Origin of the sequence: Cohaesibacter intestini (genome assembly GCF_003324485.1) — a bacterium.
In the GTDB taxonomy this organism is placed as follows: domain Bacteria; phylum Pseudomonadota; class Alphaproteobacteria; order Rhizobiales; family Cohaesibacteraceae; genus Cohaesibacter; species Cohaesibacter intestini.
Genome location: NZ_QODK01000001.1, coordinates 1,078,570 through 1,103,401 on the forward strand (window position 1 = coordinate 1,078,570; position 24,832 = coordinate 1,103,401).

Consider the following 24,832-nt stretch of genomic DNA (forward strand, 5'->3'; position numbering starts at 1 on the left):
CGTGCCTTATTGCTGCAATAAAGTGGTCAGGGGGACGAGTGCAAAGCCGCGCTGGCGCAAACTTTGTGTCCATTCGGAAATGGTCCGTACACTGGTTGGGAAGGCGGAGGCAATGCCCAATGCGAAGCCATTTTCCTGTGCGATGGTTTCCAGCTGAATCAGCCGGGTCTCGATGTCCGCTGCACGGCCCTGAAAGTCGACCACCAGATCGGCCTTGAGATTGGGGACATTCATATTGCTGGCGATGGCATTCAGGCGACTGCGGCCCGATCCGCCGCTTTCCAGATACAGTAAGCCATTGGCTTGAATTTCGCGCATGAAGTCCGACCCCGCCAGTTCATCGGCGGAAAAGCGCGCACCCATGTAGTTCATCACGCCAACATAGGAATCAAACCGACCCAGTACCCAGTTCAGGTTGGCCTTGTTGGCTTCCGTTTTGGCCGTGGTCAACAGGGTGTGGGGGCCGGGATCATTGTTGGGATAGTCAAACGGCTCCATCGGTACCTGTACCAGCAACTCGTGACCCTGACTGCGGGCCTTTTGTGTCCACCGCGCCAGCGAATTGCCATAAGGGGCGAAGGCCAAAGTGACATCGGGGGGCAGCAGACTGAGCGCTTCCTGTGTCGTGGTTTGTGACAGGCCAAGGCCATCGACAACGATGGCAATCTTAGGCAAGCCGGCAATGGCGTCGCTGTTGACGGGGCGTGCAAAGAGCTTGTATGGCCGCTGGTTCGAGCCAGCATTGCCTGCGTCATTCAATTGTGGCGAAGAGGGATCGAGCACCCGAATACCATCGCCATTGTTGGCGGTGGGTTGATTGCTCTGATTGGGATTGGCCTGATTGGGGAATAATTCCGGCATGGACCGGGGATCTGGGCTGTTGAGATTGGTCTCCGGAATGCCGGGCTTAATTCCCGGTCGCATGCCCTCGACGCCAATCTTGGCGGTTTGGCGCAACGTGGCTACCAAATCGACCCTTTCGGTTGGGTAACCGCCAGTGGGGTCGTCCACCATAACGATCCAGCCAATCAGACCGGCCAACACCAATGTCAGTGCGCCGAGCGAACCAAGCATGAAAATGTGGGACAGACCGTTGGATTGTTGTTTGTTTTGGCCGAGGGGTTTTTTCAGATCATTCGCCGCCATGGTCCATCTTTCGACAAGAGGACGGGGAGAAGGCAGCCCCGGGCGGGACTGCCTTCGATTGCTTCACTATTCGACCTTGGCCGGGAAAGCGACATCCTGCTCTTCGCCATTCATCAGCTTGAGAGCGAATTGCAGCTGGGTGTCTTTGTCGACTTCTGTTGGCACGTAAGAAGGGGAATAGGCTTCCTTGGCCTTTTCCTTGTCCTCCGCGCTCTCGTCAGCCGTCTTTTCTGCTTCCCCTTCGGCTTCCAGATGGCCTTTGAGTTTGGCCTCGGTGGTTGCCGTGGTTGGGAAGCGTTCCTTCAGTTCGTCAGGCAGTTCCTGCTTGACGAAAATGTCAGGAACGATGCCCTTGGCCTGAATGGACGTACCCGATGGGGTGTAATAGCGTGCTGTGGTCAGGCGGATGGCGCCATTGTTGCCCAGTGGAATGATCGTCTGAACCGACCCTTTGCCAAAGCTTTTTGAGCCGATAATGGTTGCCCGTTTGTGATCCAGCAGGGCACCGGCGACAATCTCGGACGCCGAAGCCGAGCCACCATTGATCAGCACGATCAGTGGACGCCCCTTGGTCAGATCGCCTGCACGGGCATAGAAGCGCTTGACTTCATCCTTGTTGCGGCCACGGGTGGAGACAATTTCACCCTGATCAAGGAAGGTGTCGGAAATGGCGATGGACTGGTCGAGCTGGCCACCGGGGTTGGATCGCAGATCGAGGATGAAGCCCTTGACCTTGTCGCTACCAATTTCTTTTTCCAGTTCGGCAATGGCTTCTTTCAGGCCATTGAAAGCCTGACCGTTAAACTGGGTGATGCGCACATAGCCGATATCGCCATGGGCCTTGGAGCGCACCGAAGAAATTTTGATGATTTCACGGGTGATCGATACCTTGATTGGCTTTTCGACATCCTTGCGCACGATGGTCAGTTCGATTGCTGTGCCGACCCTGCCGCGCATCTTGTCGACCGCTTCGCTGAGTGACAGGCCGCGAACCGGCTCATCATCGAGATGGGTGATCAGGTCGTCCGCCAGAATGCCTGCACGGTGGGCCGGGGTGTCATCGATTGGAGAAATCACCTTGACCAGCCCGTCTTCCAGGGTGACCTGAATTCCGAGACCGCCAAATTCACCGGAGGTTTCAACCGTCATGTCCTCAAAGCTCTCTGGGGAGAGATAGCTTGAATGAGGGTCGAGCGAGGTCAACATGCCATTCAGAGCGGCAGCGATGAGCTTCTTGTCTTCCGGTTCCTCGACATATTCGCGGCGCACGCGCTCGAACACATCGCCGAATAGGTTGAGGTGACGATAGGTGTCGGAGCCTGCTGCATTGGCTGTGCCCGTCGCATCCCACGGTGACACTGCAAGGGTGACAACAAGGCCAGCACCCATGAGAGCACCGATAAGCAAGAGTGAGAGTTTACGGATCATCCGTCTGCCTTTTCTTTCAAAGCTACTGTCCACCATGGCGCGGGATCAATCGCCGTGCCATCTTTTCTCAATTCCAAATATAACACCGGGCGAGATGCACCTGAGTCAAGTACATCCGTTGCCGCCAGTCGTGTTTTTTGCATTGTACCAACCGGTTCGTTGGCCAATACAAAGGATCCAACATCCGCGATGAGGTCATCCATCCCGGCAAGGACTATATGGTAGCCGTCTCCGGCATTTATGATCAAGAGTTTACCGAAGGATCTGAACGGTCCTGCGTAAACAATCCAGCCATCTGCCGGGCTGGTGACCTGTGCGCCGATGCGCGTGGCGATCGACAAACCCTGTGTTTGGCCGCCGAAACCGTCATTGGTCCCATAACCTTTGAGGATGGCGCCCCGTGCAGGCAGCTGCAACAGGCCCTTCATTTTACCAAAAGGTATGGCAGGAGAAAGGCGCGCAGCGTCTTTTAAGGCGGCAATTTTCTGTTTCTTTGTTTCCAGTTTCTTCTCAAGCAGGCGTTTTTCTGCTTCTTTGGCTTCATCCACTGCCAAACGCGCCGCCTTGATTTCCTGTTCCATGCCATCAATCAGCTCTTGCAAGCTGCGGGCGCGGGAGGCCAATTCGCTGATCCGTTGCTCTTCGGAGCGGGCGGCTTCAAGGCTGGAGGCTTCCTGTTGCTTTTTCTTGGCGACCAGCAAGTCAAGGCGTTGCTGCTCTTCGTGTAACTTTCCCAAGCCGCCTTGCAGGGCGGTTTTCTCCTGCTCGATCTTGGCTTGTACGCTGATCAGGGCTTCGAGCTGGGCGGCCAGAGCCTGAGCCTCAAGGCGCACTTCTGGCACCAGAGTACTAAGCAGAATGGCGGAGCGAACGGCGCTCAGGGCTTCGTTGGGCCGGATGAACAGGGCCGGGGGAGGGTTGCGACCAATGCGCTGAAGGGCTGCGAGGATTTCGGAGAGGGCATCACGCTGCTCGGCCAGCGACACACGCAGATTGGTCTGGTCGGCAAACAGGGTGCGCAGGCGGGTTTCGCGATCCGACAGGGAGCTCTCCAGATTCTTGATCCGCTCTGCCGTCGCCAGCAGATCTTGCTGGATGATTTCCCGGTCTGAGCGCAATTGCGCGATCTCATCTTTGAGTTCCTGTTGCCGTTCGTTGGACAGGGCAATCGATGCTTCGATCTCTGTCAGGGCGGCTTCCTGCTGCTTGCGAGCGGTGAGGCGGGCTTCCAGCGCCCGGGCCGCGCGCTGTTCCGCTTCGGTTTTTTCCGGGTCCGACTGGGGGGTGTCCGGCGCACTGGCTTCGTTGCTGGCGGGTTGGTCGCTATTCTGGGCTTGCAAAGGCATGATCGACAGGCTGAGCAGGAGGGTGACGATCGCCGCCAGTGTTTGCACACCGCGTTTTGTCCGGTTTCCGGAGCCCGCCTTCCTGCCTTGTTGGTTGTGCAACCGAATCATCTGTCCTGCCTCTTTGAGCGCAATGTAAATCAAGCGATGCAGTGGTGGAATCGTCTGACAGAAAATTCAGGACCGCGTCCCCGCCTTTGCGGGCAAAGACGCAGGGTGCGTGTGATCAATCCATGCGATCATCGGGGTCAAACGCGATGATAAGGATGGCCAGTGAGAATGGTGATGGCGCGATAGACCTGCTCGCTCAGCAGCATGCGCGCCAGTTGGTGCGGCCATGTCATGGCCCCCAGTGCCAGTTTGGCGTCGGCACGCGCAAGCAGTTCATCTCCGTGACCATCGGGCCCGCCAATAACGAAAGCAACCGCAGGTGCGCCGGCATTGCGCTGCTTGTCGATCAGCTTGGCAAAGGCTTCGCTGGAGATATTCTTGCCATGCTCGTCAAGGGCGACAATATAGGCACCAGACGGCAAGCTTTTTAGCAGCTGGTCGGCTTCCTGACTTTTGCGTTCAGGGGTTGAGCGCGCGCGGCTTTCGGCAAACTCGATAATGTCCGGGCCGGACAGTCCCAGAGAGCGCCCAGCCTTTTTCGCCCTGTCTCGATAACGCGCGACAAGATCAGTCTCCGGGCCGGCTTTTTGCCGTCCGATAGCTGCTATGACTAGCTTCATCTGCCTTACCCGTGGACCAAGCGAGGGACATTGCGGCTGGTGCCGATCTCGCTCGTTTGATCATTGTCAGCCGCTCAGTCTTCGTCCTGAGCTTCGGCTGCCCACATTTTCTCGATATTGTAGAATTCGCGGACTTCCGGGCGGAAGATGTGAACAATATGGTCGCCGGTATCGATCAGGACCCAATCGCAATTGGGCAGACCTTCCACATGCGCATTGCCAAAGCCATTGTCCTTGAGATCTCGCAAGAGACGATCAGAGACGGCACCGACATGACGATGGGAACGACCGGAGGTGATGACCATGAAGTCGGCAAGGGCTGATTTGCCGCGCAGGTCAATGGACAAGATGTCCTCTGCCTTGGAATCATCCAAGCTTGCGAGGATCAACTCGAGAGCCTGCTCAGGATCCTTGCGATCCGTCACGAGGCTTGCGGGAGAGAGGCCTTCTGGCATGATCTCCATTTGGGTTGCGGTAGACAGGAATGTACCTCTTATATCAAACTGCATGGCAGCTTCTGCCGTTCATCGATCCGTCTTTCATGATGGTGAACGGAAATGGAAAGGCGAAAATCTGACCCGAAAACCAAATCGTCGCATAAATAGGATATGTCACGCCGTATGACAATTTCAAGGCTGTTGCTTTTGCGACAGCGATTGCTGCTGCGAATGTCGCCTCAGCGCCGTCGAAGACAGATGTGAGCGGGGCCCATACAAAAATGTCCAGACGGGGCAGGGCGCGCCCACGAGCGCTCTTGCCCGATTGTCTTGAATACGAGCGTGAGCAAACGCTTTTGCGGCTGTCGCCTTCAGCGGTGCGCGACTGTATCCGGGTCTGTCCACAATTGCAACCGGCATTGAGGCCATTATCGACCGCCATTGTTGCCAATGGTGAAATTGGATTAAATTGTCTGCTCCCATGATCCAGACCAGATCAACGCCGCGGGTGCGCTGTTGCAGCCATTTGAGGGTCATGGCGGTGTAGCTGGTGCCTGCTTTGGCCTCGACGCCGGTGACGTCAATGCGCGGGTGATCCATCATCGCGGCGGTGCGTGTGATGCGGGTTTCAAGCTTGGGTAAGTCCCTGATATCCTTGAGTGGGTTGCCCGGTGTGACGAGGCACCAAATGCGATCAAGTTGCAGGCGACGCAGGGCCGTCAGAGCGACATGGCGGTGACCTTCATGCGCAGGGTTGAAGCTGCCGCCATAAAGGCCGATGCGCATGCCCGGTTGAAAGGGCGGAAGCCCAATGCCATGGGTGCGGGACCGGGTCATGTCAGCGGTCATGCTGGGGTCCCTTCCTTGTGGTTCCGGGTCATGTGCATCAAAAACCATTGAATCAGATCCCGGTCCTTATGGTCGGGTCTGGCCTGTGCCATGCACACGATATTTGAAGCTGGTCAGCTGTTCCAGACCCACCGGGCCACGGGCATGCATGCGACCGGTGGCAATGCCGATTTCGGCGCCCATGCCAAACTCGCCGCCATCGGCAAACTGGGTCGATGCATTGTGCATAACAATGGCGCTGTCAACTTCATTGAGGAAACGTTCCGCCGCTGCAGCATCCTCGGTGAGGATGCTTTCGGTGTGGCTGGAGCTGTAGGTGGCGATGTGATCGATGGCCTCACCAACCCCATCCACCAGCTTGGCGGAGATGATGGCGTCGAGATATTCGGTCGACCAATCCTCTTCCCGAGCTTCCTTGGCGGCGGGAAAAAGGGCCCGAATGTCAGCGGTGCCACGGATTTCGCAGCCCGCTGCAGCGAGTGCTTCCAGCACGGGCTTGCCGATTGTCTCGGCCACGTCGCGGTCAATCAGCAAGGTTTCTGCCGACCCGCAAATGCCGGTACGGCGCATCTTGGCATTGACCGTGATGTCAACGGCTTTGGCTGCATCGGCTGCCTTGTCGATATAGAGGTGGCAAATGCCTTCCAGATGGGAGAAGACCGGCACGCGGGCCTCTTCCTGCACGCGGCCAACCAGACCCTTGCCGCCGCGCGGCACGATGACATCGACATTGCCGCCAAGGCCCCGCAACATTTCGCCAACGGCGGCCCGATCGGTGGTTGGGACAATCTGGATGGCGTCGGCTGGCAAGCCAGCTGCCTCAAGGCCAGCGGTCAGGCAGGCATGAATGGCACGCGAAGAATGATGGCTGTCCGAACCGCCACGCAGGATTGCCGCATTGCCGGCCTTCAGGCACAAAGCCCCAGCATCTGCGGTTACATTGGGGCGGCTTTCATAAATCACGCCGATGACGCCAAGCGGCGTGCGGACGCGCTCGATTTTCAGACCGTTGGGGCGATCCCAGCCCGCCATGATATCGCCGACGGGATCGGGCAGGGTGACAATCGCATCCAAACCGGCGGCAATGGCTTCAATCCGGCTTTCATCAAGGGTCAGGCGATCGAGAAAGGCCTTGGTCATGCCGTCTTCCTCACCTTTGGCCACATCCTTGGCATTGGCTTCGAGAATGGCGGGAATGCTGGCTCGAATGGTTGTGGCGGCTTCTGTGAGGGCCTTGTCTTTCTGGGCACTCGGGGCATTGGCCAAGGTCCGGGCGGCGCTGCGCGCGCGGCGACCGAGCTCGCTCATCATGTCGGCGACGGTGCTGGTCATGTCATTCATACTGCATTCCCCCAGTTGGGCGTCAGCCCTTTTGTCTGTTCGATATAGGATTGAAGCTTTCGACAGGTCAAGTCGTGATTGCGTGAACGTGCACGGCGTGGTTCAAATCGGGGTGACCGGTTCATGGTCACGCAGAACCATGTCGTCCCTGTGGATCAGCTCCGGTCGCCCGTCATAGCCCAGCAGAGCGGGTATGTCGGACGATTTGTGGCCAATGATCTGGTCGGCTTCGGTGCGGTCGTAACCAATCAGGCCACGGGCAATTTCCTGCCCGTCAAGCCGCCGGATGATCACCGCGTCGCCTTTGGCAAAGTTACCGTCGAGGGCCTTGACGCCTGCGGGCAGCAGGCTCTTGCCGGACAACAGGGCCCGAACCGCACCGTCATCAAGAGTCAAAATGCCTTGCGGCTCCAGATGGCCATTGATCCAGCGTTTGCGTTGGGTGATCGGGTTGGCAACCGCGGTGAACCAGCTGCATTTGCCGCCCTCCATCAAGGCTTTGAGCGGATTATAGTCCCCGCCATTGGCGATGATCATGTTGGCCCCTGCATTGACCGCGATCTTGGCTGCAGCAATCTTGGTGGTCATGCCGCCTTTGGCCAGCGATGATCCTGCACTGCCTGCCATGGCTTCAATGGCCGGGGTGATATGCTCGATGATAGGAATATGTTCCGCGTCGGGGTTGGTGGCGGGTGGCGCAGTGTATAGGCCGTCAATGTCGGAGAGCAGGATCAGGCAATCTGCGCTGATCATCGTGGCGACGCGGGCGGCCAGCCGGTCATTGTCGCCGAATTTGATTTCACTGGTCGCGACCGTGTCATTTTCGTTGATGATCGGCACCGCGTCCAGTTCGAGCAGTTTGGTCAAGGTGGCGCGGGCATTGAGATAGCGGCGGCGTTCTTCTGTGTCTTCAAAGGTCAGCAGGATCTGGCCTGCGGTCAGGTCGACCTTGTGCAGGGCGTCAGCATAGGCTTCGCCCAAGGCGATCTGACCGATGGCAGCGGCGGCCTGGCTTTCCTCAAGCTTCAGCTTGCCTGCTGGCAGATGGGTGCGCCGTCGACCCAGTGCAATGGCACCGGACGAGACGATCAGCACTTCCTTGCCCTGTGCCTTGAGCATGGCGATGTCGTCGATCAGGGTCTGCAGCCATGCGGCCCGCAGGCGTCCCGTTTTTTCGTCAACGAGGGTGGCAGAGCCGATCTTGATGACGATGCGTTTCTGGTCCTGAAGTCTCACGAGTGCATCCAATTCTGCCAAACGCGTCTTATAAAATAAGCTTAAGGGAGGCGGGGGACGATCCTCACGGTCGCCACGCCGTTTCCTCTTGCCCGGCTTCTGCCTCGCGCTTGTTTTCCGTCTCGATCTTGCTCATCAGGGCACGGAGAATCTCGTCCATGTTGGTGCGGGCAACAGCGGAAATAGCAAGCGGCCGGAAGCCATAGGCGGCCTCGAATTCTGCCATTTTTTCCGTGATGTCGTCGTCTGTCAGGGAGTCGATCTTGGTCAGGGCAACGATTTCGTCTTTCTCGCCCAGACCCTCGTCATAAGCTTCGAGCTCACCGCGGATGACCCGGTAGGCATCAAGATAATCGTCTTGCGTCGCGTCAATCAGATGCAGAAGCACACGGCAGCGTTCCACGTGACCGAGAAAACGGTCGCCAATGCCAACGCCTTCATGGGCGCCTTCGATGAGGCCGGGAATGTCGGCCATGACAAATTCGCGGCCGTCAATGCCGACGACACCAAGATTGGGGTGCAGGGTGGTGAAAGGATAGTCCGCAATCTTTGGCTTGGCCGAGGAGACCGACGCCAGGAAGGTGGATTTGCCCGCATTGGGCAGACCGACCAGACCAGCATCGGCGATCAGTTTGAGCCGCAGCCAGATCCATTTTTCCTCACCTTCCTGACCCGGGTTGGCGTGGCGCGGGGCCTGATTGGTCGAGGATTTGAAATGGGTATTGCCAAAGCCGCCATTGCCGCCCTTGGCCAGACGATAGGTCTGGCCCACTTCGGTCATGTCGGCGAGAATGGTTTCGTTGTCCTCGTCAAGGATCTGCGTGCCCACCGGGACACGCAGAACGACGCTTTTGCCTTTATGACCATTGCGGTTGCGGCCCATGCCATGCAGGCCGATCTCGGCTTTGAAATGCTGCTTGAAACGATAATCAATCAGCGTGTTCAGGCCATTGACGCATTCGACAAAGACGTCACCGCCCTTGCCGCCATCGCCGCCGTCGGGGCCACCAAGGGCCACATATTTTTCACGGCGAAAGGAAATGCAGCCTGCTCCACCGTCACCGGAGCGGACATAGACCTTGGCCTGGTCGAGAAACTTCATTGCATGGCCTCTTTGTATCTATTGGCGGTCAGCTCCAGATTGATCTGGGGCGATTGAGTCCCGCGCGCAATGCTGTAGCCTTCGTCCCTGCCAATCTCGCAAAAGCCAAGCTTTTGCAAGACATTGAGGGAGCGGGAATTGTCTTCGAACACCGACGCACGAATGCGTTCGGTCGGTTCATGCGGCATATACCAGTCGAGAAGACGGCTGACAGCTTCTTGCATATAGCCTTTACCCCAAAAAGGCAGGTCAAGCCAATAGCCAATCGACGGCACAAAGTCGCCAATTGTGCGTTCGCTTGACGCCTTGATGCCGATCAGGCCGATCAGATCGCCTTCATGGGTGATGGCCATGTTGATGCCGGCAAGCCCCTTGGCTTCCCGGTCGAGCCAGTCCTCTGCTCCTCCATCCGGGTAGGGATAAGGGACGTTGGCCAGATTTTCACTGACCGCACGCTGGCTGCATATGGCTTCGATGGAAGGGGCGTCGCTCTTGTCGAGGGGGCGCAAGAGCAGACGCTCGCTGTGCAAGCTTGGTCTGCGCATTATGCTGCTCCTTTGATATCCAGAGTTTCAACGGGCTTCTCGGCGGGGGTGAAGGCGGATGCTCCGGCCCAGTGACGCAAGGCGTACCAGATGCCGCGATCCAACCGGTAGCGGTCGATCGGGATCTTGCCGTCATAGTGTCTCGAATGGGCCATGCCGGTGCCGCAATATTGAAATCCGCATTTTTCAACGACGCGACGGGACGCTCCGCAGGTGACGCGACAACGGGCTGTCACGGTACGCAGGGAGGGCTGGTTTTTGTCCGGGTTTGAGAAAGCAAAGTCCGCAATCGCCTGAATGGCCTGGGTCGCATAATTCTTGTCCCAGTGGCCTTCACGGATCATCACGCTGATTTCTGCTTCGGAGCCTGCCTTGTTGATCAGGAGGCCGATGGCGCCAACAAATGCACCTTTGTTGTCGGTCATGACAAAGGGCACTGTGTCCTGTTTGGCATTTGCCTCAATCTCGGCGAGCCATTGTTCGGCGTCTGCGCGAGAGGTTGGCAGCCAGTTGCAGCAAATGTTCTTGGCCAACACTGGTTTGGTGGCCAGTGCGACAAGCATGTCGATATCAGCGCGCCGAGGCTGGCGCAGGATGATGGAGCTGTTTCCCAAACCCCGGATACTGTCGGGTTCGGTCTGTAACAAGCTTTCGTCTATTTCCAACATGGTGTCCTCCTGGTTGGCGATAGGTTAGGGATCAAAAGCGAAAGGGGAGACGGTGTCCCATCTCCCCTTCTAATCTTTTGATCCTGCCAGGAGGATCTTTGTCGATTTGTCGGGGTCAGGGACACCGGCAAATCGTATATCTCATGCCAGTGTTATTCTGCGGCTTCCGCCACCGGGTTCACGGATACGTAAGTTCGGCCATTGGACTTGGTGCGAAACTCTACGTTGCCGTCGGTGGTTGCAAATAGGGTGTGGTCCTTGCCCATGCCTACGTTGCTGCCCGGATGCCACTTGGTTCCGCGCTGACGAATAATGATGTTGCCGGCGATGACCACTTCACCACCGAACTTTTTCACGCCCAGACGACGGCCAGCTGTATCGCGACCGTTACGGGATGAACCACCTGCCTTTTTATGTGCCATTTTGGTGTCTCCTCGTCTCTAAACTTATTTCTCAGCGGCGAAAGCAGCAGCCTGCTCAAGCCAGTTGTCACGATCGATGCGACCCTTGAAGTTCAGGGCGTCATCAACTTTGGCGATGTCTTCTGCGGTGAAGGCCGCGATCTGTGCGAACGAGGTGATACCCAGTGCGTTCAGCTTGCCTTCGAGAACCGGGCCAACGCCGGAGATTTTTTTCAGGTCGTCTTTTTCCGCAGGAGCGGTGAAGAGTGCTTCGCCTTCGGCTGCCGCGGCAGGAGCAGCTTTTTCTGCTTCTTTCTTGGCAGGGGTCGCTTTCTTGGCAGCTTTCGCTGGCGCCTTGCCGCCGGTCAGGATCTCGGTGATCTTGACGGAGGTGAAGTGCTGGCGATGGCCATTGCGGCGACGGGAATTCTGACGACGACGCTTTTTGAAGATGATGATCTTGCGGCCACGGCCCTGATCAACAATCTCAGCAGCAACGCTTGCGCCTTCAACAACCGGCGCACCAACAGTGGTTTCGCCTTCGCTGCCAACCAGCAGCACGCTGTCAAAGGTTACAGTGTCGCCAGCTTCGCCTTCGAGCTTTTCGACCTGAATGATATCTTCGGGGGAAACAGTATACTGCTTACCGCCGGTTTTGATGACTGCGAACATTTTTTTCTCCGTTCAGTCCAGACTTCACCCCAATGAGGCGTGGGTCTGTCTTTTTTCAGTCAGTTTTCGGGAATGCCTGAATTGCAGTTATCTATCAATGCGTTGACAGAAAAAGAAACGCAAGCAAGTAGGCGCAGGATTCTCTCCCACGCCCGGCTTTCCCGCGCACTATAGTCAGAAGTGGTTGTGAGTCAAGGAAAAGCTTGCCTTCCTCGCCATTCGGTTCGGGCAGGTCGGTGGCGAAAAGCCGGGCGTTTCCAGTGGATTGATTTGGGAGGCTGGTCGTCATTAATCCGGGCGAGAAGCCTCGTGCTTTTGCGAATTGGCAAGGGGGCAATCGGTTTCGGTGTGGGGATGGGGAAGGCATGGTGCACCAATTGCATCATTCGCGGGGGATTTCTTGGTTGCCCATCTTGAGCTTGATGAAGTGTGTGTGTATGGTCCGCCCACCATTTTGAGCACGAAGCCTGCCACTGGCTGCTCAAACGGGTTGCGGAGAGGTGCCGGAGTGGTCGAACGGGGCGGTCTCGAAAACCGTTGAGCGCGCAAGTGTTCCGAGGGTTCGAATCCCTCTCTCTCCGCCATTCGTTTTAATAACATATTGAAATTGTTTCGTTTTTCAGAGTAATGAAAATAACTTCCCCCAATTGTTCCCCCAATGAAACTGCGCTTGGTGCTTTCATTTTGCCCTTATTTACCTTTTGTATTTGGCTGCTCTCTTGCTTCTAGATTCTTGAAATGGAATGTGTTGGGCTACTTGCGGCACCTGTCCGAATCTCCGTATTTTGTCAGGTTTCCTGAATTTTATTTGACAGGCGCCGTTTTCAGTCCTAAATCTTTTATTAACGTTCGACGCCTATCGTTGAGCTTATAGATACACATGGCCCTGACGTGGGGCCGCTATAAAGCGCCCTGGCATATATCATAGAGCCGGGGCGCACTCATATCTAAGGTTTCTCATGTATACCGCTTTATTAATTGATGGCGGGCATTTGCGCGCATGTTTCAAAAAGGCCCGACAGCCTTACACTGTTGATGCTATATCTGACTTTGCATCAAGGTGTTTTGTAGAAAATGAAACAGTTTATCGAATTTTCTATTATGATGCGCCCAAGTACGTTGGAGAGAAGAATACTCCTATCTCAGGAGAACCCCGCACTTTCCGCGATGACGAAACGCTGTTAACCGACATTGCGAAGGTCAAGAATTTTGCGCTTAGAAAAGGTCGGTTAAAATTTGGCGGCTGGAGATTGAAGCCTAACGTTATACGCCAAATCGGAGAAGGAACTTTTAGCGGGGAATTTCGCGACAGCCATTTTCAACCGAATTTCAGCCAGAAGGGCGTTGACATGGCGCTCGGCCTCGATGTAGCCGCTATTGCGGAAACCAAGAAGGTCGATCAATTCATGCTGGTAACCGCCGACACTGATATGGCTCCAGCTCTCAAACATGGCAGAATTCGAGGAATGAGAGCAGTGGTAATCAAACCAAATTATGAGCGCTGTTTTAACTTGCATGACTCGCTATACCAACACGCTGACATTGTTCGAGAAGTGAACGTGAGAAATAACCCTCCTGAAGAATAAGTTGAGCGTGCTTGCTTCTCGACTCTTGGGAGGCGGGGGGTGCGCTTAGCTTAGTTCATGGGAAGGCTTTAAAAAGGCCTGTGTCTTTTTCCTCAGAAGCTCTTATTCTGGAAACCCCGTTGTATTTCGAGGCTAGTTTCTCGCAAGCTGGAAGATAACCTCCTGATGGAGAGAGGACGCCAGAAGAATTAGGCCGAACCTTTCTAAACGATGGTAGTAAGGTTTTAAACTCAGCGCGGCTAAGATGCCCGGCGTGGCGCAACTGATGGAGCAACACCTCTCCGAGGTAAGACGCTTCCATGATTTCCCATTCAAGCCTCTTTGCTAAATTGTACAAAGCAATAGCTTTGTGTATGCTTATTTTTTCGACCCAAATCCTGTTTCGTTCGGGTCCGACGAAATTTTTGACCGCAAGCTTCGCTTGGTCCTCGTTCAACTTATTCTCTACACAAATGAACAGTGACCTTAAACTGTGGCCCTCGACTTTGGCAATTATCTCGCTCTCGGTCCTTGGCCGCACCCTTTCTTTTTCTTCATCGGCGAAATTTTCTATCTTTTTTGAAGATTCCAAAAGCTTACTAAGACGCTCTTTGCAACTTGTTGACCGGCTATAGTCGTGGTGAATTGAGCTGCACGCATTGAAAGCGTTAGCAATAAGTGAACTATTGTACTTACCAAAATTTGCGTAAATTGTTGAAATTACGATCAATTCTCGTTTGTGAATTTTCTTCAATTCATCTTTGCAATACTCAATGTCCCTTTCATTAACGCACGCCGAATAAGTCCTCGCGACTTGACGCTCCCTTTGATCAATTGCGGCTTGCATAATTCGATCAATCGAAATCTCTTCTGCCATTGAGGGAGAGATTGACAAGAATAGCCAAGTCAAGAAAATTGAAATTTGACCTAGTTTCAGCATCCCCTTTACCCCACTGCATCATTCACCATCGGCTTAACAAAGCCATGTATCCCTACCCTAAACCCTCGGTAGAAAACTGTTCGGAATTTGACGCATGATTGCATCGGCCCCGGATTTCTTCAACTCGTCTTTTGAATTGTGGGAGTGAAAATTTAAGTCCCCTTGCCGATCCATGCATTTAACCCTCTAGAGATTGGAATACCCCCTAGGGCTGCTTTGGAGGAGAACAAAGCCCTTGCTTGACGTCAGCCCTGCGCGAGCATGGTGCCGAAACTTGATTTATCTTTGATATTTTTTCAAAGCGATTGGCAATAACAGGTTTTCAGAGGCCCTAAAAAAGAGGGAAGGCCGTAAACGAAGTGAGGTTTTGTTAGGTTCCCCACCGTTCCTATTTCGGCCTATTTTACGCTCTGGCAGGACGTGGCTTTTCCGCTTCATTATGGTGTCTACTTTGCCCTATTTCAGAAAGCCCGATAAACCCCGTTAGAAATCGGATTTTAAAGCGGCCAAATATGCGGCCAAGAAAGCACCCTGAAAGCAACACTCCCCAACCCCCGCATACTTGAGGGGGAGTACCCCCTAGCCTCCTTAAAGGGGGGATGGCGCTGGCGCTTGGTTGTCTCTTTGATTGTGGTTTGGCTGGCTTTCATCGGGCCGCTCAAAAGGGCCAAATATGCCGAAAAGACCTCTTTCAAAAAATGCACCCTTTTGGACGTGGTTTTGGGCTGGAAACACCCTTGAAACTGGAGTGCTTGGCAAGGTCGGTGGCAGGGATATCTATATATAGGTCCGACGAGGCATGTTTTCAGGTCTTTGAGGGATTGGCCGCAAAGTGGCTGGTTTCTGCGACCAATCGTGTCTTGATAGCCTGTTTTTTAGCATTTCCAAAATGTCGAAATATCGACCGTTGGATGTCGAAAAATCGACCGTTGAGTGTCGAAATATCGACCGTTGGAAACTAAATTCAGGCCGCTATTTCTGGCTTCCATTCCTTGAAGGAATTTGCTGCCGCCTTTTCCCCTTCTTGGGGCATATCGGTAAAGCTAAAAGCCTTCTGCCCGTGCAGGGAACCAGCCCGCCGCAAGAAGCCCTTTTCGACTAGTTCCGCAACGACGCTTTTTGCCTTTCTGTTCCGGCAACCAAGTAGTGCCTCAACCATGCGAGAATCGACAGGGAACCGATTGATAGCCCGATATGGGTGCTTGGCTTTCATGGTGATAAAGAGCTTGCGGCCCTCATTTGACAAGTGTTGCCATGCTGGTATCGAGCGCCATTGTCGGAGCAAAGGGAAATGCTTCTGGCGTTCATGTGGTGGCGGTATGAGCTGATAGATGCTTACCCTATGGGCGACCGGGCCTTTCAAGGTGCCATCTTGCCGCTTATCGAGCCATCCATAGCGAACAAGCTCTTTAAGTGCGGCTATAGCAACATCCCGGCTGGCTCGCGTTTTCTCCATTGCTTCGGCAATGCTTATCGGGATTGGGTCATAGTCCCCATTTCTGCAATCGAGAAATAGCTCTGTAATGAGTGCGGCTGCCGCTGGTGAAAGCCTCACCCATATGACCATATCAGCCCAATCTTGGAAAAACTGCCAATGGCTTGGCAGGTGCCTTCGCCGCGCCTCCCTTACTCCGTGGGAGCGGCTTCCTATTTCCTTTCTTCTGTCCATTATGCCACCTGTCCTTTCGGGCCAAATGGTCTTGTGACGTCGAGTTGGCTTTTCAGGACGTATCGCCCATGGGTGCCGCTATAGGGTCCGCTGTGTGGTTCATAGATGGTTTCAATCGTTATGCCTGCATCCCGAAGGTTTTTGACATAAGCGCTCCACCTTGGGGCGGGATTATCTATCGGGGTACATCCCTTTTTGCCAGCTTCAATAAGTGCAGAAAGTGCCCATGCGTCACGGCCAGTGAATGAAAGGTTTTGTTCAGTGCCACCGACAGGCAAGCAAACTGAAATCGTCATCGTCTGCTTTCTCATTATGCCGCCCTCGGTGTATTTGGGCAGTTTAGGGCGATATGGGCTTCAATCACCGATGCAGGCAAACCGGTTTTTGCTTGTATCCTAAGCCCGAACCGAGTGCGCGAGGCGGTGATTTGCTGGACTGAGTGCGCCCAATCGAACAATGTTGGCTGTTTGTTCTTATTGTCATTTGTGGTATTGGATGTTACGTTTTGCATGTTTGAAATCCATTTTTTGGATTGGTGAAATCCTCAAATGCAAGCAGACCGTCGGCAAACAAGTTGCTTGCATTGTCGGATTATTATTAGAGGGGTTAGGACCAATCAGGTCTTAGCCCCTTTTTGACATTTGTTCGCTCTGCCAGTCGTCAATCTCGCTTTCTGACCAAGCAACCGCCCTTAATCCGATTTTGAATGGTTTAGGGAATGTGCCTTGTTTTGCTGCTGAGTAGATTGTGCTGCGAGCAAGGCCGGTGCGTTCCTGCACCTGTGGAAGTCTCAAAACGTGGTCTGCCATTTTAGCTCCTATAAAGCGTTACTAGACGGTAAGAATTTTAGCTGCCAGCAGTGCATAGAACCAGAATGAAACGGACAGATTCCACAAGATACGATTCCTGTGCCCTGTGTTCAGGTGGATATTTGCAATTAATTCAATTTTTTCAGATATTTGGCTTGTGGATTTATGTTTATAACATTGTGTGTATCGTGTGATTAACCTGTGCATAACAGGGGTTGTCCGTAGGCGTTTGGCGTGATTGTTTAGGTTGCTGATCAAGGGCGGTGCTCTGACTTTGAAGTAAAGGGCACTATATTTTCTGAATTGGATTCGCCCCAAATAAAACCCGCCCATTCTTCCAGAATAGCTCGCCGCCTTTGCAGCATGTCTGACCGTCTATAGGCGCGTTCAACGTCGCTGCCGACTTTGTGCGCAAGGCTGATTTCGGCAAGGTCGCGTTCAATCCCTCTTTCCGCTGCCCAATCCCTGAAACTGGACCGTAAGCCATGGGGCACGGCTGGCCGCTTGCTGCGCGGGTCTAACCATCCTTGATTGCCTGCTTTGATTTCGGCCTCATTCATCCGACGCATAACAGCACTGATTGCCATGTCTGACAGTGCGCCACCTCTTACAGCGAAAAAGACATAGGGCGAATCTTCCATGCGGGGCAGGGCTTCCAATAGCTCCTTTGCGGCCACAGGGAGCGGCACGCGATGCTCTTTGCCCATCTTCATACGCTCTTTGGGAATGGTCCATATCGGCCCCTTGGTGGCTTTCAGGTCGACTTCATCCCAAACCATGCCTCTAACTTCACCGGAGCGACAAGCGGTCAAGGTAAGGAACATGAGCGCTTTTGCGGCTATGCCTTCGCGTTCCTGCAATGCGTTCCACCACTGGGGTAAATCTGGCAAGGCAAGCGCGGGTTGATTGTCGCCCTTCTTTAGCTTGTTTGGCTTTGGCAGGATTTCAGACAAGTTGCCTTTCCATCGAGCGGGATTGTCGCCTTCTCGATATCCGGCAACGGTGGCCCATGACAAAACGGCTTCAATGCGCCCCCGTAATCTGGTCGCGGTTTCGGTCTTTGCCTGCCAGATTGGTTCTAGCGTTCGAAGGATATCGGGCAAGGCAATCGCATTGACGGGCATGTTGCCCAAAACAGGCATGGCGTAGGTTTCGAGGGTGCTTTGCCATTGCTTGATATGTTTGGGGTTCGAAAATTCTTTGGTCTTGTTTTTAAGAAAGCGCTCGGTGGCTTTGCGAAAAGTCAGGATAGATTTTTTTGTCTGCTTTTCGCGCAATGGGTTTTCGCCCTGTCTGGCCTTGCGCTTGTTATCGGTTGCCATTTCGCGGGCTTCACCCAATGACACAAGAGGGAATGAGCCAAGGCCAATTTCACGTCGCTTGCCCTCAATGGTGACACGCTGGACCCAAAACTTGCCGCCACCGACTTTGACCCAAAGAAAAAGGCCAATGCCGCCGCCATCGTGGTATTTGCCGGGTTGCTTGGTGTTGCGAACAAAGACCGCTGTCAATTTTCCTTGCGCCATTCAGTTCCCCCAATTGTTCCCCCAGAAAAACGAGTCTGCAGCAGTATATCACTGGACACTATTGGATGTAACTGGATAATTATATTGCTGTAAAACAATGGCTTAGGGATTTTTCTTGGATGGCCTTGGATATCATGATGGCGGCCTCTCTCTCCGCCATTCAGTTTCATTTCCTTCGGATATTATGTGATCGCTGGTGTTGTCAGGATGCTGCCGTTCGGTCTCGGCTGATCGGGACAAGACCGCCATGGCAAAGGGCTTGGGACCGGCTCGACCTGCAGGGAAGTGGCTGGCCTTTTCGGCTGGGGCTCTTTGTCGGCTGGGATTCATCGTCGGTAAAATGTCCCAATGTGTTTTCCCAGAAGCCTCTCAGGCAACTGCGTCGCAGCGTCTGTGCAAGACAATCAGGATGCTCATAATTCAGAAATGTAGCGAATGATGGTTTTGATTGCAGAAGAATGGTCGCGAGCTTCAGTGATTTGATGCTCTTATTATGCTCGATCTGATGCTCTTTGTTGCGATTACAGTCTTTGCGCAGCAACCATGACCTATATTTTGGGGATGGTATATTTACCTATATTCCTTTACGTTCGTTAACCAATTATTGGCCGCCTTATTGTGGCATTTTTTATAGATTTTTTGGAAGGATCACCCATGTCAGTTCAGCTCTGGGGCGGACCAATAAATGTTAGCTCCATCACCGATGCATATCAAAATAGTGCGGATATCGCCGTGCTTGCCGATGGTCGCTTTGTCGTCGTCTGGGTAGACAGCTCCACCAGTGACACTCGTATTCTTCAGCGTGTTTTCAATGCGGACGGTTCGCCAGCAACGGCAGAATTTGTCGCCATCGAAAATCCATCTGTCGATCTCGTCAATCCTGTGGTCACGGTGCTGCCTGCAGGCGGATGGGCTGTTACGGCCGCCGACGTGGAAGGTGGGCAAGGGAGTGTCCTATTCTTTGATGGCGATGGCTCCGTTGCAGAATCAATTTTGGTCTATTTCGCTGGCACGGCAGTGAATACCCATTTGGATGGATTTTTGGTTGGCGCAAATTACTGGATCATGGAATCCGACGCTGCCGCTGACAACCAGATCGACGTTTTCATCAATAGCCTGGATGGCAATACCCACGCCTCCAATACCATTTTCACCGCCCAGACAGACACCTCTGGCACACAGGTCGATCCAGCAGGTGCCCAGATCAATAATGGGAATGTGGTGCTTGCATGGCGGGAGAGTGATACCATCGAATTTACTATTGTCGATGATACTGGCGTGGCTGTGAGTGGCAGTGATACAGTGGTGACTGTACCGGGTCGTGATGCCGCTTTGAGCAGCTACGGCAAACCTGACATACTGGCGCTTGAAAATGGTGGATTTCTGATCACTTGGGCGTCGGACTCTTCAGACTTTCCGGGTGCGGGTTTTGACGTATGGGGCCGCATCTATGGCCCGGACGGTAGCGCCTTCAGCGCCGAGCCTTTTCTCGTCAATAGCAATGTGTCCGAGAACCAGTTCTCTGCCAAAGCCGTGCCTCTCAAATCCGGTGGGTTCGCCGTATTTTTTAACACCAACACCCTTTTGGGCACAGGGATCAAAGGCCAGCTTTTCGACAGTCTCGGTAGCAAGCTTGGTCAAGAGTTTCAGGTCTCCAGCAACGGTCCACTCGACGATATTTCCATTGATGAGGTGAGTGCCGCTATGCTGCAGGATGGCCGTATTGCTGTGACCTACACAGTCATCGATTCGGACGCCGGTGGCTCAAATCTGCGCCTGCAGATCGTCGACCCGCGAGATGGCAATATTTCCGGCGGTGTTGATGGCGACAGCCTTTATGGCAATCGTGGCAACGACGACATGTTCGGCGGGGATGGTGCTGATGTGCTCAATGGCATGGAAGGGCAGGACCTGCTTTTTGGTGGTCACGGAGACGACATTCTGATCGGGGGCGACGGCAATGATCGTCTGGTTGGCGATGCCGGTGCTGATCATATGGTCGGCGGCGTGGGGAATGACGTCTATTATGTCGATGATGCAGGGGACACCATTGCCGAAGATGCCGACAGTGGCAATGACCTCGTTTTCAGCTTTGTTTCCTTTGCCTTGCGGGATCATTCCGCCAATCTGGAGCATCTCAAGCTCTATGGCAGCGAAAATATCAATGGGACAGGCAACGCACTGGCCAACACTATCACCGGCAACTCCGGCAACAATGTTCTCAATGGCGGCGGAGGCAATGACACACTCATCGGTGGCCTTGGCAACGACATCTTCCTCGACAATATTGGCGCGGAGCGGATGGTTGGGGGCGGTGGCAATGACGTCTATTATGTAGATGATGCAGGAGATAGCATCGAGGAAGTCGGCAACAACGGTACCGACCACGTATTCAGCTACATCTCCTTTGCCTTGCGGGATCATTCTGCCCATCTGGAAAATCTCAACTTGCTGGGCACCGGCAATAGCAGTGGTGTTGGCAACGGTCTGGCCAACTCCATTGTTGGCAATTCGGGCAACAACAACCTGAATGGCGGTGGGGGAAGCGACACGCTCAGTGGTGGCTTGGGGAACGATTTCTTCGCCGACAATGCCGGCAATGATCGCTTCACTGGCGGTGGTGGAGCGGATACTTTTTTCTTCTTCGGTGTGAATGAGAGTGACATCATCACCGACTTCGAAGACGGTATCGACACAATCCGGATTGCCATTGGCGTCGGCTCCTTTGACAATGTCATCGTCACCGATCAGGGGGCTGATACCCTCCTCTCTTTCGCAACCAACACCGTTCTGCTGCAGAACTTCACCGACCACACCCTCATCGAAGCGTCGGATTTCGAGTTTGTTTGAGGATCCCTTGCTTTATCAGGATAAGTCACAAGGCAAGAAGGTCAGCGATTTGACTGGCGGTATCTCACCGCCATTTTTCGATCCAAGCTCGCTATCTCCATCCCGTAGACAATGCGGACTGGGGGGCTGTGGAATCTGGACGCGGTCTTGACGCTCAAGCCTTGGTCTGCACGCTGTCGCGCACGATGAGTTCGCCGGAGAGTAGCAGTTTGATTGCAGGCTCAGCCTTGCCGTTGGTGATCAGGTCATCGAGGATACGCAACGCCATCGCGCCGATTTTCTGCTTGGGCACGTCAACGGAGGTGAGGGGTGGTTCGAACATTGCGGCTGTCGGCAGGTTGTCGATGCCGATAACGGACACATCCTTCGGGACCGAAAGCCCCCGCTGCCGCAAGGCGCGGATGAAGCCAAATGCAATGATGTCGTTTGCGCACAAATAGGCATCTGCCAATTCGTCAATTTCGTCCAGCTGCTTGGCGGCTTCCTTGAATGCCCCTTCAAGGGTTGATGCAACGGATAGAATCTGCGTCGGGTCAACCTCCAGATCCAGCCGGTTCATGCTGCGCAAGAATGCATCATGGCGCAGCTGAAAGTTGGCGACCGAGGAATGGCTGCTGACCATGCCGATCTTCTCGAGCTTTTGACTCTTGAAATATTCGAGCGCGCGATAGACCAGCTGGTCATTGTCCATGTTGACGAAATTGCCATTCATGAATGGCTTGTGGGTGTCAATGATCACGCAGGGCAGATTGTGGGAGAGAATCGATTCGATATCCTCGTCAGTCAATTCTGTTCCCAGAGCAATGAAGCCGCTCAGTTCCGCACCGGCCAACCCTTCAAGCACGTCATTGATGCTGGAATTCTCATAGGAGACGACCTGCAGGAAATAGTCGCGGCGCGTCGCCTCGAAGGACATGCCGTCAATATAGTCGGAAATGAACACATTATGATCGCGGTTCACCGTCTGGCCGTGGCGGGCAATCTTGAGAAACCGAACCGTGTTCAGTGTTTCCTGCACGGCAACGTCGCCGCGTTGGCGGTCACGCTTGGGCACATACCTCAATGTCTCCATTGCCTGAAGAACCCGATTGCGCGTCTCGAAGGAGATCTCGCCTTTGCGATTGACGACAAGGGATGCGGTGGCCATGGAAACATCGGCCAGTTCGGCCACTTGTCTCAGGGTGGCTGGCTTTTTTGTTTTTGTTTGCATTGGTCCCTCGATCCCTCTCTGCAGAGTAGAACTCCTACATCGATACACGCCGTTTTATCAAGTGTGCTTTTGCTTGTGTTGTGAACTTTACTAAATTATTTGGTGAAATGCACTAAATTATTTCCACTAAACGACAAAAATTTATTGAAATAAGTTTGGAAATGTGAGAGGGTTTTACTAAATTCGGTGGTGGGCTTACTGAAGGAGGAAGGTATGCGGAAGCTGGATCGAAGTTTCTCCCTGCTGATTGTGCTGATTGCAGTGTTGCTGACTTTTGGCGGGATCATGTCTGGCGGGGGGTATCTTTCCCTGTTCAACTTGCAGTCCATGACCAATCAGGTGCCTGAAATCGGCTTGCTGGCCATCGGAGTTATGCTTGCCATGTGCGCAGGCGAGGGTGGTATCGACTTGTCCGGTATCGCCATGGCCAATCTGGCTGGTGTCGCCTCTGGGCTGTTTGCCCTGAGCCTGTTCCCCGTTAACGAAATGCCGGCGGCTTTCACGATCACGTTCGTGGTCGGATGCCTGGTTGTCGGAACGGCAGGCGGCATTCTTAATGGGTTCATTATCTCAAAGATGGGCATCACGCCGATTCTCTGCACGCTCGGCACGCAGATGTTCTTTACCGGCATTACCGTTGTCCTGTCCGATGGACGCGCGGTGCGGATCGGGGCGCCGGGGCCACTCTATGAAATGGGCAACGGGTTTTTGCTCGGTGTTCCTTGGAGCTTCGTACTGTTCATTCTTGTCGCCGTCGTGCTGGGTGTTGTGCTGCGGTTTACCCGCTATGGCGTCAAGTTGATGATGACAGGGTCCAATCAGAAGGCGGCTGCTTTCAGTGGCTTCGCCCATGGCCGGATCATCATCACCACATATGGCATTTCCGGCCTGTTGGCCGGTTTGTCCGGCGCCATTATCGCGGCCCGCAATGTCAATGTGAAATGGGACTATGGCACGACCTATCTGCTGGTCGCCATCCTGATTGCCGTCATGGCCGGGGTGAAGCCTGAAGGCGGGTATGGCCGTGTGGTCAATGTCGTCTTGAGTGCGATCGTCCTACAGCTGATGACCAGCCTTCTGAACTTTATCGGTCTTTCCAATTTCGTCCGCGATTTGGCGTGGGGAGCAATGCTTATCTTCTTCCTGTTCGTCAACCGTTTGGCTCTCGTCGAGCATTTCGCGGTGCTGTTCGCTTCGGTGCAATCCCCTCGTGCCTCGAAGTCTCAAAGTTGAGGGACACTTCACATACCTGGATATTTCTCGGGAGGAAATCATGAAACAGGGTCTTAAGAAATCATGCGTTCTCGCCGCAGCACTGCTGTCTGCCGTTGCAATGACCTCGGTACAGGCAAATGCGGCGGATGCCAAGTCAATCACAACAGTCGTAAAAATCAGCGGTATTCCCTGGTTTGACCGCATGGAAACGGGCGTCAAGAAATTCGCTGAAGCCAATCCAGACATGAAAATCGAGCAGTTCGGTCCGTCCACTGCCGACTCCGCCCAACAGCTTCAGATCATCAACGATCTGATCGCCAAAGGCACGGATGCCCTGGCCGTTGTGCCGATGGATCCTTCCATCATCGAAGGGATCCTGAAACGCGCCATGGATCGCGGTGTCGTTGTTGTCACCCACGAAGCCGACAACCAGAAAAACACCATGGTCGATGTCGAGGCTTTCGACAATTCCGATTATGGTGCAGCCATGAACGAACGGCTGGCCGAATGCATGGGCGGTAAAGGCAAATGGACCACCTTTGTTGGCGGCCTTGGTTCTCGCACGCACATCCAGTGGGTGACCGCGGGTGAGGAAAATGCCAAAAAGTATCCTGACATGGAACTAGTCGATGCCAACAATGAGAGCTTTGACGATGCCAACCTCGTCTACAACAAGGTCAAGGAACTGCTGCGCAAGCATCCGGATCTGAAGGGCATCCAATCCTCCGCTGGCAATGACGTGCTGGGCGCTGGCCGTGCCATCGAAGAAGCCGGTCTGGCTGGCAAGGTTTGCCTGGTTGGTACCGGTCTGCCAAATCCAGCTGCTGCCTATCTTGATTCCGGTGCGATTACCGCGATCGGTTTCTGGGATCCACAAAAAGCCGGCATGGCAATGAATGCTGTTGCCAAGATCCTGCTGGAAGGTGGCAAGATCACCGATGGCATGGATCTCGGTGTGGAAGGCTATGAAAAAGTCACCGTCAAGCCGGGCGCTGGCGATGGTCTTCTCGTCTTCGGCAACGGCATGGTCCTGGCCGACAAGGACACCTACAAAGACTATCTCTTCTGATTGAATTGAAACTTTGCTTTCCGGTCCCGCACGCTGTGTGGGGCCGGACCATGACGCGCGGTTTGACGTGATCCCGC

The 24,832-nt window shown here is 54.1% G+C and carries 23 protein-coding genes and 1 tRNA gene; 5 read left to right on the forward strand and 19 right to left on the reverse strand.

Going from position 1 to position 24,832, the window contains the following annotated elements:
• Positions 1–6 precede the first annotated feature (6 nt).
• The 13 genes from DSD30_RS04630 to DSD30_RS04690 form a co-directional block, all read right to left on the reverse strand.
• On the reverse strand, positions 7–1,146 hold the full coding sequence (locus DSD30_RS04630) for a divergent polysaccharide deacetylase family protein (protein WP_114008366.1): 1,140 nt from the start codon (positions 1,144–1,146) through the stop codon (positions 7–9).
• Between the two features lie 66 nt (positions 1,147–1,212).
• Positions 1,213–2,574: a S41 family peptidase gene (locus DSD30_RS04635; protein WP_114008367.1), complete on the reverse strand. Its 1,362-nt coding sequence runs from the start codon at positions 2,572–2,574 to the stop codon at positions 1,213–1,215.
• Positions 2,571–4,031, reverse strand: coding sequence for a murein hydrolase activator EnvC family protein (locus DSD30_RS04640; protein ID WP_114008368.1), 1,461 nt, complete (start codon positions 4,029–4,031; stop codon positions 2,571–2,573). Before DSD30_RS04640 ends, DSD30_RS04635 begins: the two co-directional genes overlap by 4 nt.
• Positions 4,032–4,168: 137 nt before the next feature.
• A complete protein-coding gene (gene rlmH, locus DSD30_RS04645) occupies positions 4,169–4,651 on the reverse strand; it encodes a 23S rRNA (pseudouridine(1915)-N(3))-methyltransferase RlmH (RefSeq protein ID WP_114008369.1) in 483 nt (160 codons plus the stop codon).
• A 74-nt stretch (positions 4,652–4,725) separates the two neighbouring features.
• Positions 4,726–5,106, reverse strand: coding sequence for a ribosome silencing factor (gene rsfS, locus DSD30_RS04650; protein WP_198662839.1), 381 nt, complete (start codon positions 5,104–5,106; stop codon positions 4,726–4,728).
• A gap of 174 nt (positions 5,107–5,280) precedes the next feature.
• Positions 5,281–5,937 (reverse strand): nicotinate-nucleotide adenylyltransferase, encoded by a 657-nt coding sequence (locus tag DSD30_RS04655; protein WP_280955301.1) that lies wholly within the window; start codon positions 5,935–5,937, stop codon positions 5,281–5,283.
• A gap of 66 nt (positions 5,938–6,003) precedes the next feature.
• On the reverse strand, positions 6,004–7,278 hold the full coding sequence (locus DSD30_RS04660; RefSeq protein ID WP_245418352.1) for a glutamate-5-semialdehyde dehydrogenase: 1,275 nt from the start codon (positions 7,276–7,278) through the stop codon (positions 6,004–6,006).
• Positions 7,279–7,380: 102 nt separating this feature from the next.
• Positions 7,381–8,514, reverse strand: a complete 1,134-nt coding sequence (gene proB / locus DSD30_RS04665) for a glutamate 5-kinase (RefSeq protein WP_245418353.1) — start codon at positions 8,512–8,514, stop codon at positions 7,381–7,383.
• 64 nt (positions 8,515–8,578) lie between these two features.
• Complete coding sequence (gene obgE / locus DSD30_RS04670) at positions 8,579–9,616, reverse strand: GTPase ObgE (protein WP_114008371.1); 1,038 nt, start codon at positions 9,614–9,616, stop codon at positions 8,579–8,581.
• Positions 9,613–10,161, reverse strand: coding sequence for a GNAT family N-acetyltransferase (locus DSD30_RS04675; protein WP_114008372.1), 549 nt, complete (start codon positions 10,159–10,161; stop codon positions 9,613–9,615). The genes obgE and DSD30_RS04675 overlap by 4 nt, the downstream gene beginning before the upstream one ends.
• Positions 10,161–10,829: a GNAT family N-acetyltransferase gene (locus DSD30_RS04680; protein WP_114008373.1), complete on the reverse strand. Its 669-nt coding sequence runs from the start codon at positions 10,827–10,829 to the stop codon at positions 10,161–10,163. Before DSD30_RS04680 ends, DSD30_RS04675 begins: the two co-directional genes overlap by 1 nt.
• A 152-nt stretch (positions 10,830–10,981) precedes the next feature.
• Positions 10,982–11,251, reverse strand: a complete 270-nt coding sequence (rpmA, locus tag DSD30_RS04685; RefSeq protein WP_114008374.1) for a 50S ribosomal protein L27 — start codon at positions 11,249–11,251, stop codon at positions 10,982–10,984.
• Positions 11,252–11,275: 24 nt separating this feature from the next.
• A complete protein-coding gene (locus DSD30_RS04690; protein ID WP_114008375.1) occupies positions 11,276–11,902 on the reverse strand; it encodes a 50S ribosomal protein L21 in 627 nt (208 codons plus the stop codon).
• A gap of 494 nt (positions 11,903–12,396) precedes the next feature.
• Between DSD30_RS04690 and DSD30_RS04695 the strand changes: the two genes are divergently transcribed.
• Positions 12,397–12,486: transfer RNA gene (locus tag DSD30_RS04695), tRNA-Ser, on the forward strand.
• A 375-nt stretch (positions 12,487–12,861) separates the two neighbouring features.
• Positions 12,862–13,488, forward strand: coding sequence for an NYN domain-containing protein (locus tag DSD30_RS04700; protein ID WP_114008376.1), 627 nt, complete (start codon positions 12,862–12,864; stop codon positions 13,486–13,488).
• 55 nt (positions 13,489–13,543) lie between these two features.
• Here DSD30_RS04700 and DSD30_RS04705 read toward each other — a convergent pair whose 3' ends face one another.
• The 5 genes from DSD30_RS04705 to DSD30_RS04725 all read right to left on the reverse strand — a co-directional run bounded on the left by DSD30_RS04705 (position 13,544) and on the right by DSD30_RS04725 (position 18,411).
• The gene (locus DSD30_RS04705) at positions 13,544–14,407 is read right to left on the reverse strand and encodes a hypothetical protein (protein ID WP_114008377.1); all 864 of its coding nucleotides are present in this window, start codon (positions 14,405–14,407) and stop codon (positions 13,544–13,546) included.
• 964 nt (positions 14,408–15,371) lie between these two features.
• Complete coding sequence (locus tag DSD30_RS04710) at positions 15,372–16,076, reverse strand: helix-turn-helix domain-containing protein (RefSeq protein ID WP_114008378.1); 705 nt, start codon at positions 16,074–16,076, stop codon at positions 15,372–15,374.
• On the reverse strand, positions 16,076–16,387 hold the full coding sequence (locus tag DSD30_RS21830; protein WP_245418354.1) for a winged helix domain-containing protein: 312 nt from the start codon (positions 16,385–16,387) through the stop codon (positions 16,076–16,078). Before DSD30_RS21830 ends, DSD30_RS04710 begins: the two co-directional genes overlap by 1 nt.
• 312 nt (positions 16,388–16,699) lie before the next feature.
• Positions 16,700–16,885: a helix-turn-helix transcriptional regulator gene (locus DSD30_RS04720; protein WP_114008380.1), complete on the reverse strand. Its 186-nt coding sequence runs from the start codon at positions 16,883–16,885 to the stop codon at positions 16,700–16,702.
• 254 nt (positions 16,886–17,139) lie between these two features.
• Positions 17,140–18,411 carry a tyrosine-type recombinase/integrase gene (locus DSD30_RS04725; protein ID WP_198662815.1) on the reverse strand — a complete coding sequence of 424 codons (1,272 nt, stop codon included), beginning with the start codon at positions 18,409–18,411 and terminating at the stop codon, positions 17,140–17,142.
• A gap of 654 nt (positions 18,412–19,065) precedes the next feature.
• On the opposite strand from DSD30_RS04725, the gene DSD30_RS04730 reads away from it, so the two are divergent.
• A complete protein-coding gene (locus DSD30_RS04730; RefSeq protein ID WP_114008381.1) occupies positions 19,066–21,261 on the forward strand; it encodes a calcium-binding protein in 2,196 nt (731 codons plus the stop codon).
• Between the two features lie 154 nt (positions 21,262–21,415).
• Here the strand turns inward: DSD30_RS04730 and DSD30_RS04735 are convergent, their stop codons facing one another.
• Positions 21,416–22,471, reverse strand: coding sequence for a LacI family DNA-binding transcriptional regulator (locus DSD30_RS04735; protein WP_114008382.1), 1,056 nt, complete (start codon positions 22,469–22,471; stop codon positions 21,416–21,418).
• Between the two features lie 213 nt (positions 22,472–22,684).
• Between DSD30_RS04735 and DSD30_RS04740 the strand changes: the two genes are divergently transcribed.
• Positions 22,685–23,704, forward strand: a complete 1,020-nt coding sequence (locus tag DSD30_RS04740; protein ID WP_114008383.1) for an ABC transporter permease — start codon at positions 22,685–22,687, stop codon at positions 23,702–23,704.
• 40 nt (positions 23,705–23,744) lie between these two features.
• On the forward strand, positions 23,745–24,755 hold the full coding sequence (locus DSD30_RS04745) for a substrate-binding domain-containing protein (RefSeq protein ID WP_114008384.1): 1,011 nt from the start codon (positions 23,745–23,747) through the stop codon (positions 24,753–24,755).
• The last annotated feature ends 77 nt before the right edge of the window (positions 24,756–24,832 follow it).